Raw genomic sequence first — 12402 nt, 5'->3', positions numbered from 1 at the left:
GCAGATCTTGCTGGTTCAGCCAAGCAACTCGGGCAGTTAGAGGGGCTGATCCGAAGTTGTCAGAAAGTGGAGACAAGCTTTGTCGAACAACATCACAGACAAGCCGGAATTGCACAAGGTGGGTACGCGCTCGACCTTGACCGAGCTCGGTTTGAAGTCGGGTGCAGGCTGGCTCGCCTCCGCGCCTGTTGCGGTGCAGAACAGATTTCTGAGTGAGATCGGGGAGGGAGGGCTGTGTGCCCTCCCTTTCCTGTTCGAATTCTGGGCGCTGCCGCATCAGTTGCCGCCCGAGGGCGACTGGCGGTCCTGGGTGATCATGGGCGGGCGCGGTGCGGGCAAGACGCGCGCCGGGGCCGAGTGGGTGCGACAGATGGTCGAGGGGTCTTTGCCGTTGGATCGTGGTGAGGCCTGTCGGGTGGCCTTGGTGGGTGAGACATTCGATCAGGTGCGCGATGTGATGATCTTTGGCGACAGCGGGATATTGCAATGCTCGCCCCCGGATCGTCGGCCGCAGTGGAAGGCATCCGAGCGCAAGCTGGTCTGGCCCAACGGGGCCGAGGCGCAGGCCTTTTCCGCGCATGACCCCGAGGGGCTGCGCGGCCCGCAATTCGATGCGGCCTGGGTGGATGAGCTGGCCAAGTGGAAGAAAGCGGGTGAGACCTGGGACATGCTGCAATTTGCGTTGCGGCTGGGCGAGCGGCCTCGGGTCTGTGTGACGACCACGCCGCGTAACGTGAAGGTTTTGAAGGAGTTGCTGGCGTCGCCCTCCACGGTGCAGACCCATGCACCGACCGAGGCGAACCGGGCCAATCTGGCGGGTGCTTTTCTGGAAGAGGTGCGCGCGCGCTATGCCGGTACGCGGTTGGGGCGGCAGGAGTTGGACGGGGTATTGCTGTCAGATGCCGAGGGGGCGCTGTGGACCGGCTCGATGCTGGAGGCGGCGCGGTGCACGCAGGTGCCGGAGTTGGATCGGGTTGTCGTGGCGCTGGATCCGGCGGTAACGGCGGGGTCGGGTGCAGATGCCTGCGGGATCGTTGTTGTTGGTGCGCAGGTGCAGGGGCCGCCCGAGGCGTGGCGGGCCTATGTGCTGGCCGACCGCACGGTGCAGGGCGTGGGTCCTGCGGGCTGGGCGCAGGCGGCGATTGACGCGATGGATGAGTTCGGGGCCGAGCGGCTGGTGGCCGAGGTCAATCAGGGCGGGCAACTGGTGGAAGAGGTCGTGCGGCAGGTAGACCCTCTGGTCCCTTATCGGGCGGTGCGGGCGTCACGCGGTAAGGTGGCGCGGGCCGAGCCTGTGGCGGCTTTGTACGAGCAGGGACGTGTGAGCCATGTGACCGGGCTGGATGCACTGGAGGAGCAGATGTGCCAGATGACCGCGCGCGGGTTCGAGGGGCAGGGCTCACCCGACCGGGTCGACGCGCTGGTCTGGGCGCTGCATGAGTTGGTTGTGGGGCCTGCTGGGGTGTTTAGAAGGCCGAGGGTGCGGGCTTTGTGAGCCCATTGCGGCAAACACATCAAGCGCTTTGGGCAGGGGCGAGTTCATCTGGCCATCGTCTGGGATGTTCAGAGACAATCAGCAAAACGTCAGCCCCGGCCAATACGGTTCGAACATCGCGTATCAAGTCCAGGTTGAGGCGGTCGATTTCGTGCGCGAGAACGGAACGACATGGGTCGTAGTAAACAGTCACTAAATGGGAACGGCCCAGTTTGGTAACAGACAGATCCCGGATCCGCCCGCCATCTTCAATGAGAGTTGCACGTACTGCGCGGCGCGCGGTCGCGATAGTGGCAGGGCTGGCGCTTAACCCTGCAAGCTCGCCCAATCCGCCTTTGAATTCACGGATATAAGCCCCGAGGGCCAGCAGGCAAAGCAGTAGGACAATCACTGAGTCCCCGATCGGAGCGATCAAAGCAAGTGGTCCTTCCCTGAAAAAGTAGATGGCAGCCAGGCCGATGCCTGCCGCCGCAGTGATCATCCCGTCAAAAAGCGCCGCTTTGGCCTCCAGTCGCAGGATTGAGCTGTTTCGACCGATGCGTCGCCAGGTGAAATGATGAAAGGCCCAGAGCAAGGTGCAGGTCAGCCCAATCCCTGAGAAATAGAGGATCATTGGCGCAAAGCTCAATGGTTCGGGGGGCAGGCCGTTCAGATAGTTGTAGATGCTTTTGAGGGCGCTGGTGATCGCAAACAAAACAAGACCCAACAAGGATAGAGAGCGGAGTGTTGAAAAGATGGCTTCGTCTGCGGCATAGCCGAACGGTCTTAACTTGTCGGGTCCGGCATCAATTCGTTGGCTGATCCTTCGGCCGAGAACGGCTGAAGTAAAACCGATCAGTGAGAACAGTCCGTCCATCATGATCGCGTTCGAATTCGACAGAATGCTGGCCAGGATTCCAGCGGCACCCATGAAGAGATTTCCTCCCATTGCTACCACGAGTGCGCGGCTTTCCAGTCGTTTTCTGATGGCCAACTCTGGCTGGGTCATTCGATCGGTCCCGCTTTGCTTTCAGTACTTCTACCAATAGCCATCCATTCGGAATTGGCCACCCACTTTGGTTGTTCGTGTTGCCCACCCCCCGTACGCCCCATTCCCGAGGCTTAAACTTCTTTCCGTCATAACTCCTTTCAACAAGCCGGGCAGAGCGGCGGCAGAAAGGAGCACAGATGGTATTCGATTTCTTGCGTCGTGGATCGGCTGAAGCGGCGCCCGAGGCAAAGGCAAGCGCGGCGGGGCCGGTGGTGGCGTGGCAGACGGGCGGGCGCGTGGCGTGGAGCCCCAGGGACGCGGTGTCGCTGACGCGGACGGGATTTTCGGGGAACCCGGTGGGGTTTCGTTCGGTCAAGCTGATTGCCGAGGCGGCGGCGGCTCTGCCGTTGGTGTTGCAGGATCAGGCGCAGCGGTTTGATACGCATCCGATCCTGTCCCTGATGCGCCGTCCGAATGCGGCGCAGGGGCAAGCGGAGTTGATGGAGGCCTTGTTCGGGCAATTGCTGCTGTCGGGCAATGCCTATGTTGAGGCGGTTCACGCCGAGGAAGGCTTGCCGGTTGAGCTGCATGTTCTGCGCTCGGACCGGATGAGCGTCGTGCCGGGGGCGGATGGGTGGCCCAAGGCGTATGACTATGCGGTTGGCGGCAAGAAGCATCGGTTTGCGGCGGAAAACATCTGCCATATCAAATCGTTCCACCCTCAGGATGACCATTACGGGTTCTCGCCGATGCAGGCGGCGGCAATGGCGATTGATGTGCATAACAGCGCGTCGCGCTGGTCGAAGTCGCTGCTGGACAATGCGGCGCGGCCTTCGGGGGCGCTGGTCTGGAAAGGCGATGGCCACGGGGTGATGGCCGAAGATCAATTCCGGCGTCTGTCAGACGAGATCGAGCAGAACTATCGCGGGGCGCGCAATGCAGGCCGTCCGATGGTTCTGGAAGGGGGGCTGGATTGGAAGCCGATGGGGTTCTCTCCGTCCGATATGGAGTTTCAAAAGACCAAGGAAGCCGCCGCCCGCGAGATCGCGCTGGCCTTCGGCGTCCCGCCGATGCTGCTGGGGATACAAGGCGACGCGACCTATTCGAACTATCAGGAGGCCAACCGGGCGTTTTATCGCCTGACTGTTCTGCCTCTGGTGACGCGGGTGGCGGCGGCGGTGTCGGACTGGCTGGCGGGCTTTACCGGCGAGGAGCTGGTGTTGAAGCCTGACCTGGATCAGGTGCCTGCGCTGTCCGCAGAACGGGATGCGCAATGGGCGCGGGTCAATGGGGCCGACTTCCTGACCGATGCCGAGAAGCGTGCCTTGCTGGGCCTGCCGGAGCGTGCGGATGGGTGAGGGGTATCCCTCGTTCGAGTGCGCGCCAGGTCTGCGTCTGGCCGCGCATGAGCGGGTGGCCGAGATCCAGCATGCACATCTGTGCCGGCGTCTGGATCAGATCGAAGAGATGATGGAGCGGCTGGAGCGCCGGCTGTGGCTGACAGTCTATGGCGTAGCGGCGGTGATCCTGGCGCAGGCGTTTCAATCTCTCTTGGTGGTGGCGCCATGAGTTCAATGGGTTACATGGAGAAGTTCATGGATTTGGAACATAAGTTCGCACGGTTCGGCGACGGTTTGTCGGTTACGGACGATGCGGTAATCGAGGGCTATGCGAGCCTGTTTGGGCAGGTCGATCAGGGCAGTGACGTGGTCCAGCGTGGGGCGTATCAAAGCTCGCTTGACGGGCTGGCCAAGGCGGGGCAGCGGGTCAAGATGCTGTGGCAGCATGATCCAGCCCAGCCCATCGGCGTGTGGGACGAAGTACGCGAGGACGACAAGGGGCTGTGGGTCAAGGGGCGTCTGCTGGAGAGCACGCAGAAGGGCCGCGAAGCGGCAGAATTGATCCGGGCGGGTGCGATGGATGGTCTGTCGATCGGTTATCGCACCAAGCGGGCCGTGAAGAATGACAAGGGCCAGCGGGTCCTGACCGAACTGGAGCTGTGGGAGGTGTCATTGGTGACCTTCCCGATGCTGCCCAGTGCGCGGGTGGCGGCGAAGGGAAGGACACCTGACGCCGAGGAAGCCCTGCGCTGTATTGCCGACGTATTCAACGATGCCCGGCAGGAGCTGGCGCGGAACTAGCGCGCCTCAAAACCACTCAGAACAGGACATGCTGATGAGCAAGACCGAAACCCCGGCCTTGACCGGAGAGGGTGCGCCCCTGGTTCAAGAGGTGAAGCAGGCGATGGCTGGCTTCGTGAATGAATTCAAGGGCCTGAAAGCCAAAGTTAACACAAAACTGCAACAGACAGAAGAGCGACTGACCATGCTGGATCGTAAATCAACTATCGCGGCACGCCCGCATCTTGCCGCTTCGATCGAAGACGGAGCCCCGCATCAGAAGGCATTTGACGCCTATGTGCGGTCCGGCGAAGATGACGGGCTGCGCGGCCTCGAGATGGAGGCCAAGTCCCTGTCCACCGCGGTCAACAGCGATGGTGGCTATCTGGTTGATCCGCAGACCGCCGAGACGATCAAGTCGGTTTTGAACTCGACGGCCTCGATCCGTTCGATTGCATCGGTTGTGAATGTCGAGGCAAATTCGTTCGACGTGCTGATCGATCACACCGATGTAGGTGCGGGCTGGGCGGACGAAAACTCGGCCACGGCGGAAACCGGAACGCCGTCGATCGATCGCATCTCGATCCCGCTGCACGAGCTGAGCGCGCTGCCCAAAGCGTCGCAGCGTCTGCTGGATGACAGCGCCTTCGATGTCGAGGGCTGGCTGGCCGGGCGTATTGCCGACAAATTTGCACGCGCCGAGGCGGCGGCATTCATCAACGGTGATGGCGTCGACAAGCCCAAGGGGTTGATGATCCACCGCGCGGTTCCGAATGATGGCTGGTCCTGGGGCAGCCTTGGTTATGTCGCGACCGGTATTGATGCGGGTATTGATGCGGATGCGATTGTCGATGTGGTTTATGCGCTGGGCGCGCAATACCGGGTCAACGGGACCTTCGTGATGAATTCGAAGACCGCAGGTGTGATCCGCAAGTTGAAGGACAGTGATGGCCGCTTCCTGTGGTCCGATGGTCTGGCCGCAGGTGAGCCGGCGCGTCTGATGGGCTATCCGGTTCTGATCGCCGAGGACATGCCGGATGTGGCAACCGACAGTTTCTCGATTGCCTTTGGTGATTTCCAGGCCGGTTACACCATTGCCGAGCGTCCTGATTTGCGCGTGCTGCGCGATCCGTTCAGCGCCAAGCCACATGTCCTGTTCTATGCGACCAAACGCGTCGGCGGCGATGTCAGCGATTTTGCTGCGATCAAGCTGTTGAAATTCGGCACCGCCTAACGCGGGCTGAATCCGGGGGGCCCTGGCCCCTCGGACGGCGGGCGCGGGCCGGAGTGAGATCCTCTGCGTTGTCTAGCTGCTCCCCTCCGTCCGAGCAACGTGGGGCGGCGCGTGCCCGCCAATTTCCAAAGATGGGGCCCTGGAGGGGTCCGAGATTGCGGAGTGAGTGGATGATGTTGATCGAAGAGACCGCCATCGCGGATGCGGCGCTGCCGGTGGATCAGTTCAAGGCGCATCTGAGGTTGGGCACGGGCTTTGCCGAGGATGATGTGCAGAATGAAGTGTTGAAGGGGTTCCTGCGGGCCGCCATTGCGGCGATCGAGGCGCGCACTGGCACGGTTCTGATCACACGGGATTTCTCGTGGAGTTTGAACAGGTGGCGCGACCCGTCGGGCGAAGTGCTGCCTGTGGCCCCGGTGGTTTCAGTTCAGGCTGTGACGCTGACTGACAAGCAAGGCGCCGAAACAGTTGCAGACGCTGCGACCTATCGGCTGGAGCATGACAGCCAGCGGCCCCGGATACGCCCATTGGGATCCAGCCTGCCTGCCATCGAAACTGGTGGTTCCGTAAAGATCTCGTTTGTCGCGGGGATGGCGCAGGATTGGGGCGGGCTGCCTGCCGATCTTGGGCAAGCCGTGCTGCTGCTGGCGGCGCATTACTATGAATACCGGGATGAAACCTCGTTGGGCGCGGGTTGTATGCCCTTTGGTGTCACCAGCCTGATCCAGCGCTATCGCATGGTGCGTTTCGGGGCGGGGGTATCGCAATGAACACGCCGCATCTGAACCGTAAATTGGTGCTGGAGGCGCCAATGCGAACTGCTGATGGGGCGGGGGGCTATACCCAAACATGGGCTGCGATGGGGACACTGTGGGCCGAGGTGACGGCGCGCAGTGGGGCGGAACGGCAGATCGCCGGAGCGTCCGTGTCGCGTGTCGGGTACCGCATCGTGGTACGCGGTGCGCCCATGGGGTCTTCGATGCGCCCCGCGCCGGATCAGCGGTTTCGCGAGGGAAATCGCTGTTTCGTAATCCGCGCCGTGGCCGAGCGTGACCCGCGCGGCAAGTTCCTGACCTGTTTCGCAGATGAAGAGGTGGCGGCATGAGCTATGGCGTTTCCGCCGCATTGCAGGCGGCGGTGTATCAACAGCTTGCAGCGGACGCAGCAGTCAGCAGCCAATCGGGGGGCGCGATCTATGATGCCGTACCCGCGGGAACCGTGCCGCAGACCTATGTGACGCTGGGCCCCGAAGAGGTGCGTGACGCGTCGGACCGAACAGGCACGGGCGCGATACACCGCTTCACCGTTTCGGTGGTGTCCCAGGAGGCAGGGTTCGGTGCTGCCAAAACACTGGCCGGCGCGGTGTGTGACGCGCTGGAAAACGCGCCACTCAACCTGGTTCGCGGGCGTTTGGTGGGCCTGTGGTTCGAGCGGGCCTCGGCCCGACGCACCGGGACCGGCGGCACCATCCGCCAGATCGACCTGAAGTTCCGCGCTCGCGTGGAAGATGACTAAGCAATCAACGGAGAGAGCACATGGCTGCCCAGAACGGAAAAGACCTGTTGGTCAAAATGGATATGAACGGTACCGGCCTGTTCCAGACCATCGCGGGGCTGCGGGCCACGCGTATAAGTTTCAATGCTGAAAGTGTGGATGTCACCAGTCTGGAAAGCCAGGGTGGATGGCGCGAGCTTTTGTCCGGGGCGGGGGTCAAATCGGCTTCGATCTCTGGCTCTGGCGTGTTCAAGGATGCCGGCACGGATGAGCGTGCGCGGCAGTTGTTCTTTGATGGCGAAACTCCGGCCTTTCAGGTCATCATCCCTGATTTCGGGATTGTTGAAGGTCCGTTCCAGGTGACCAGCATCGAATATGCGGGCTCGCACAACGGTGAGGCGACCTATGAGATGAGCATGGCCAGTGCCGGTGCTCTGACCTTTACGGCGCTTTGATCCGATGGCCAATCCGTGGACAGGCGAGGTGGCGCTGACCATCGATGGCGAGCAGCGGGTGCTCAAACTGACGCTGGGTGCTTTGGCGGAGCTGGAGCAGGAGCTGAATGCTGGGTCGCTGGTTGAGCTGGTGCAGCGGTTTGAGGGCGGTGCGTATTCCAGTGCGGATGTTCTGGCGCTGATCGTTGCCGGTTTGCGGGGCGGTGGCTGGAACATTGCCCGGGCCGACCTGATGCATGCCGAGATTGAAGGCGGCCCCATGGCTGCCGCCAGAACCGCAGCCGAATTGTTGGCGCGCGCCTTCATGGTGCCGGAGGGCACATGAGCGGGTTCGACTGGCCTGCCCTTATGCGGGCCGGGTTTCTGGGGCTGCGACTGACGCCGGATCAATTCTGGCGTCTGACCCCGGCAGAGCTGCGGCTGATGCTGGGGCAGGGGTCCGGAGCGTCTGCAATGAACCGGGCGGGGTTGGATGCCTTGCTGGCGGCTTATCCGGACAAGACACAAGGAGAGCGTGATGACAGATCGTGACGGGTTTGATGACCTGCAAGAACGAGGCGAAGCGCTGGGCGATTCCCTCGGCGATGCTGCGACTATGGCGGCGGCGTTTGACAGCCAGATGAAGCGCATCAGCGCCGCATTTGAAGAAACCGGCAAGGATGTCGCCACGCTGGAGCGCGGCATGTCCAGCGGATTGCGCAAGGCCTTCGATGGTGTCGTTCTGGATGGGATGAGTCTTTCCGGTGCGCTGGATGTCCTGAAGAACTCCTTGATCCAAACGGCTTATGCGGCCGCGATCAAGCCGGTGACGGACCACTTTGGCGGAATGCTGGCCAACACGGTCGGCGGGTTGGTGAAGGGAATTCTGCCTTTTGCTGATGGCGGCAGCTTCAGCCAGGGCCGGGTGATGCCCTTCGCCAATGGCGGTGTGGTCAGCGGCCCGACAACGTTTCCCATGCGCGGAGGCACCGGGCTGATGGGAGAAGCCGGGCCCGAGGCGATCATGCCGCTTGCGCGCGGGGCCGATGGCAAGCTGGGTGTGCGGACGCAGGGCGCTGGGCGTGCCGTGAATGTGGTGATGAACATTTCAACACCGGACGTGCAAGGGTTCCGCCGATCTCAGGGGCAGATAGCGGCCCAGATGAGCCGCGCGTTGGGGCGCGGCAATCGCAACAGATAAATCAGGGAGCAGCTGATGAATTTCCACGAGGTGAGATTTCCCGCCAGCCTGAGCTTTGGCTCGGTCGGCGGCCCGGAACGGCGCACGGACATCGTGACGCTGGCCAATGGTTTTGAAGAGCGCAACACGCCCTGGGCCCATTCGCGCCGCCGATATGATGCGGGGTTGGGGATGCGTTCGCTGGACGATATCGAGACATTGATTTCCTTCTTCGAAGCACGGCAGGGCCAGATGTTCGGCTTTCGCTGGAAAGACTGGTCGGATTTCAAATCCGGCAAGGCCTCGGCGGACACCAGTTTCGGAGATCAGGTGATCGCCAAAGGCGACGGAACACGCACCGAATTCCAGTTGATCAAGACCTACCAATCGGGCGGAGTAAGCTATGCGCGCCCCATCGTGAAACCGGTATTGGGGACGGTGCGTCTGGGGCTGGATCAGGATGAGGTCCGCGAGGGCGTGGATTTTGACGTTGATCTGACGACGGGTAAGGTCACGTTTGCGGACCCGCCGCCGGAAGAAGTCGATATCACCGCGGGTTTTGAATTTGATGTGCCGGTGCGTTTTGACACCGACAAAATCCAGACCAGTGTGGCAAGTTTCCAGGCCGGCGACGTACCGAACGTTCCAGTGGTCGAGGTGCGCATCTGATGGCTGAAGATATACAGGGCCTGCACGCGCATCTGCAAAGCGGGTTGACAACGGTCTGCCGCTGTTGGGCGATCAAACGCACGGACGGTCAGGAATACGGTTTCACCGACCACGACATGGAGCTGAGTTTTGACGGGTTGACCTTCAAGGCCAGTACCGGTCTGACGGCCGCTGCCATCGAGCAGGCTACGGGTCTGTCAATCGACAACACGGAAGCGATGGGCGCCCTGTCTGATGCGGCCATTCGCGACGAGGATATCGAAGCGGGGCGTTTTGACGGGGCCGAGGTGCGCGCCTGGTTGGTCAACTGGACAGATCTGGATCAACGCGTCCTTCAGTTCCGGGGTTCAATTGGTGAGTTGCGCCGCTCTGGCGGCGCGTTCCATGCGGAATTGCGTGGCCTGACCGACTTGCTGAACCGCCCTTTGGGGCGCGTTTACCAAAAGCCTTGCACGGCTGTGTTGGGGGATCGGGCCTGCCGGTTCAACACTGACACGCCGGGGTATTGGTTCGACGGTGTGATCTCGGGTTTCGATGGCGGCACCCTTCTGCATGTCGCAGGAGGCCAGACCATTGAAGAAGGCTGGTTCGAACGGGGGCGCGTGGATGTTTTGTCCGGTTCTGCCAAGGGGTTGTGGTCTTCGATCAAGAACGACAGGCAGGCGGCAACCGGGCGGGAGATCACGCTTTGGTCCGGCTTCGGGGCAAGCCTGGCGATCGGCGACAGTGTGAAGCTGCGGGCAGGATGCGACAAGCGCATGGAAACCTGCCGGTTCAAGTTCAACAACTTTTTGAATTTTCAAGGGTTTCCAGATCTTCCGGGCGAAGACTGGGTCATGGCTGTTCCCAAGAAAAGCAAAGCCAATAGCGGAGGCAGCTTACGGTGACAATACGTAGAGAGGATATCGTGACAGAGGCGCGCGAATGGCTTGGAACGCCTTATGTGCATCAGGCCTCGGTCAAAGGTGCCGGTGCGGATTGTCTGGGCCTGTTGCGGGGCGTTTGGCGCGCCGTGATCGGGCGGGAACCTGAATCTGTTCCGGCCTACAGCATGGACTGGTCCGAACCGCAGGGTGAGGAACGGATGTGGGTGGCTGCCAGGCGGCATCTGGTCGAAAAACCAATAGGCAAGATGGCATCGGGGGACGTTCTGCTGTTTCGGATGCGCGACACAAGCGTCGCCAAACACCTGGGCATCGTCAGTACCACGCAACCCGAGCCGCGCTTTATTCACGCGTATTCCGGCCACGGCGTGGTGGAAAACGCACTGAGCAGGCCGTGGTACCGCCGTATCGTTTCCTGTTTCGAATTCCCGATGGAGATGCATTGATGGCCACTATTCTTCTTTCTGCAGCCGGGGCCGCGCTGGGCGGTTCGATAGGGGGCACGGTCGCGGGCCTTTCAACCGCAGTTATCGGTCGGGCCGTCGGTGCGACGGTCGGGCGGGTCCTTGACCAGAAGTTCTTTAACCAGTCCGTAATGGGCAGTGGCAGTGAAGTCGTCGAAACCGGCCGCATGGATCGGTTTCGGTTGACGGAAACCGGCGAAGGTGCGCCGGTGACCACCGTGTTTGGCCGTATGCGTGTGGGTGGTCAGGTCATTTGGGCTTCGGATTTTCTCGAGACCCAGACGACCACCACAGAGGGTGGTGGCGGGGGTGGCAAGGGGAAACCCAAGACCCCTGAGGTGACTACCGTCACGTACAGTTACTCGATTTCGCTGGCGATTGCGGTCGGCGCTGGTGAGATTGCCGATGTCGCGCGCATCTGGGCGGATGGAGAAGAACAAGATCGATCCAGCCTCAACATGCGGGTTTACCATGGTACGTGGGATCAGTTGCCGGACCCGCTGATCGAGGCGATTGAAGGCGCGGGAACAGTTCCAGCGTATCGCGGAACCGCCTATGTCGTGATCGAGGACTTCCCGCTCGGCGCTTTCGGCAACCGGGTGCCGCAGTTTTCATTCGAAGTTGTTCGCCCCACGCAGCGGGACATGCCCGATCATGACAGTGCATTGCCTCAGATCGTGCGCGGGGTCGCCATGATACCGGGGACCGGAGAATATGCTCTGGCCAGCTCTCAGGTGAATTATTCACAATCTGGTAAAAGCTGGCCTGCCAACGCACATTCCGCGTCCGGCACCTCGGATCTTGTCTCCTCGACCCGAGCGCTGGAAAGCGAGTTGCCCAATTGTGATGCCGCATCATTGGTGGTGTCGTGGTTCGGCGATGATCTGAGATGCGGGCAATGCGAAATTCGGCCCAAGATCGAACAGCGTGAGATCGACAGCAGCGATATGCCCTGGATCGTATCTGATCAGGCCCGAAGCGGCGCCGGGCTTGTGGTGCGACAGAACGGCCGCCCGGTCTATGGGGGAACTCCGGCGGATGCGGCCGTGGTCGAGGCGATCCGGCATCTGAACCAATCCGGCAAGCGGGTGATGTTTTACCCATTCATCCTGATGGAGCAATTGCCGGGGAATGGGCTGCCTGATCCCTGGTCGGATGCGTCAAGTCAGCCTCACCTGCCGTGGCGTGGGCGGATCACCCTGGATGTGGCGCCGGGGCGTCCGGGTTCTGTGGACCAGACGGCCGCGGCCGATGCACAGGTTGCCGCGTTCTTCGGAACAGCACGAGCGCAGGATTTTGCGATCAACCAAGATACGAACGGATCGGGCGGCTCCGGCGGTGGCTCGGGTGGTCCGGTCAGGCCCAGACCGGGTGGTCGGCCCGACGACAGAGGGGATACCGGTTTAACCTGGGTCTCCGGGGGCGGTACCTTTGGCGGGCTGCTGGGGGACAGCGGAG

Annotated in this window: 16 protein-coding genes and 1 pseudogene; 16 read left to right on the top strand and 1 reads right to left on the bottom strand. The window is 61.7% G+C overall.

Going from position 1 to position 12402, the window contains the following annotated elements; translation table 11 throughout:
- The first annotated feature begins 193 nt into the window (after nt 1–193).
- Entirely contained in the window at nt 194–1495 is a 1302-nt protein-coding gene (locus tag AC2FF8_RS02720) for a DNA-packaging protein (RefSeq protein WP_496879270.1), read from the top strand.
- A gap of 19 nt (nt 1496–1514) precedes the next feature.
- Here AC2FF8_RS02720 and AC2FF8_RS02715 read toward each other — a convergent pair whose 3' ends face one another.
- Nucleotides 1515–2483, bottom strand: a complete 969-nt coding sequence (locus AC2FF8_RS02715; protein WP_496878858.1) for a cation efflux transmembrane domain-containing protein — start codon at nt 2481–2483, stop codon at nt 1515–1517.
- 179 nt (nt 2484–2662) lie between these two features.
- On the opposite strand from AC2FF8_RS02715, the gene AC2FF8_RS02710 reads away from it, so the two are divergent.
- The 15 genes and pseudogenes from AC2FF8_RS02710 to AC2FF8_RS02640 all read left to right on the top strand — a co-directional run.
- The gene (locus AC2FF8_RS02710; protein ID WP_496878857.1) at nt 2663–3823 is read left to right on the top strand and encodes a phage portal protein; all 1161 of its coding nucleotides are present in this window, start codon (nt 2663–2665) and stop codon (nt 3821–3823) included.
- Entirely contained in the window at nt 3816–4034 is a 219-nt protein-coding gene (locus tag AC2FF8_RS02705; RefSeq protein ID WP_152458319.1) for a GTA head formation protein, RCAP_rcc01685 family, read from the top strand. Before AC2FF8_RS02710 ends, AC2FF8_RS02705 begins: the two co-directional genes overlap by 8 nt.
- A 14-nt stretch (nt 4035–4048) precedes the next feature.
- Complete coding sequence (locus AC2FF8_RS02700) at nt 4049–4606, top strand: HK97 family phage prohead protease (RefSeq protein WP_496872244.1); 558 nt, start codon at nt 4049–4051, stop codon at nt 4604–4606.
- A gap of 34 nt (nt 4607–4640) precedes the next feature.
- Nucleotides 4641–5819: a phage major capsid protein gene (locus AC2FF8_RS02695; RefSeq protein ID WP_496872047.1), complete on the top strand. Its 1179-nt coding sequence runs from the start codon at nt 4641–4643 to the stop codon at nt 5817–5819.
- Nucleotides 5820–5989: 170 nt separating this feature from the next.
- Nucleotides 5990–6589 (top strand): head-tail connector protein, encoded by a 600-nt coding sequence (locus tag AC2FF8_RS02690; RefSeq protein ID WP_171115395.1) that lies wholly within the window; start codon nt 5990–5992, stop codon nt 6587–6589.
- On the top strand, nt 6586–6924 hold the full coding sequence (locus AC2FF8_RS02685) for a phage head closure protein (RefSeq protein WP_170343935.1): 339 nt from the start codon (nt 6586–6588) through the stop codon (nt 6922–6924). The genes AC2FF8_RS02690 and AC2FF8_RS02685 overlap by 4 nt, the downstream gene beginning before the upstream one ends.
- Nucleotides 6921–7334 carry a DUF3168 domain-containing protein gene (locus AC2FF8_RS02680; RefSeq protein ID WP_480684069.1) on the top strand — a complete coding sequence of 138 codons (414 nt, stop codon included), beginning with the start codon at nt 6921–6923 and terminating at the stop codon, nt 7332–7334. The genes AC2FF8_RS02685 and AC2FF8_RS02680 overlap by 4 nt, the downstream gene beginning before the upstream one ends.
- 20 nt (nt 7335–7354) lie before the next feature.
- Nucleotides 7355–7768, top strand: coding sequence for a phage major tail protein, TP901-1 family (locus AC2FF8_RS02675; RefSeq protein ID WP_170343937.1), 414 nt, complete (start codon nt 7355–7357; stop codon nt 7766–7768).
- Nucleotides 7769–7772: 4 nt separating this feature from the next.
- Nucleotides 7773–8093: a gene transfer agent family protein gene (locus AC2FF8_RS02670; RefSeq protein ID WP_170343938.1), complete on the top strand. Its 321-nt coding sequence runs from the start codon at nt 7773–7775 to the stop codon at nt 8091–8093.
- Nucleotides 8090–8299, top strand: coding sequence for a rcc01693 family protein (locus tag AC2FF8_RS02665; protein WP_170343939.1), 210 nt, complete (start codon nt 8090–8092; stop codon nt 8297–8299). The genes AC2FF8_RS02670 and AC2FF8_RS02665 overlap by 4 nt, the downstream gene beginning before the upstream one ends.
- Nucleotides 8286–8948, top strand: a complete 663-nt coding sequence (locus tag AC2FF8_RS02660; RefSeq protein WP_171204954.1) for an RcGTA-type gene transfer agent tail tape measure protein — start codon at nt 8286–8288, stop codon at nt 8946–8948. The genes AC2FF8_RS02665 and AC2FF8_RS02660 overlap by 14 nt, the downstream gene beginning before the upstream one ends.
- A gap of 15 nt (nt 8949–8963) precedes the next feature.
- Nucleotides 8964–9596 (top strand): DUF2460 domain-containing protein, encoded by a 633-nt coding sequence (locus AC2FF8_RS02655; protein ID WP_170343941.1) that lies wholly within the window; start codon nt 8964–8966, stop codon nt 9594–9596.
- A complete protein-coding gene (locus AC2FF8_RS02650; RefSeq protein ID WP_496878856.1) occupies nt 9596–10483 on the top strand; it encodes a phage/gene transfer agent baseplate hub protein in 888 nt (295 codons plus the stop codon). Before AC2FF8_RS02655 ends, AC2FF8_RS02650 begins: the two co-directional genes overlap by 1 nt.
- Nucleotides 10480–10926, top strand: a complete 447-nt coding sequence (locus tag AC2FF8_RS02645; protein WP_257598934.1) for an NlpC/P60 family protein — start codon at nt 10480–10482, stop codon at nt 10924–10926. Before AC2FF8_RS02650 ends, AC2FF8_RS02645 begins: the two co-directional genes overlap by 4 nt.
- Nucleotides 10926–12272 (top strand): annotated as a pseudogene (locus AC2FF8_RS02640) (baseplate multidomain protein megatron); the annotation flags it as partial. The gene AC2FF8_RS02645 and the pseudogene AC2FF8_RS02640, both read left to right, overlap by 1 nt.
- Between the last annotated feature and the right edge of the window lie 130 nt (nt 12273–12402).

It is taken from the genome of Ruegeria sp. YTSA144, from assembly GCF_059610125.1.
The sequence above is the reverse complement of the archived record's forward strand: the minus strand, read 5'-3'. Positions and strand labels throughout refer to the sequence as shown.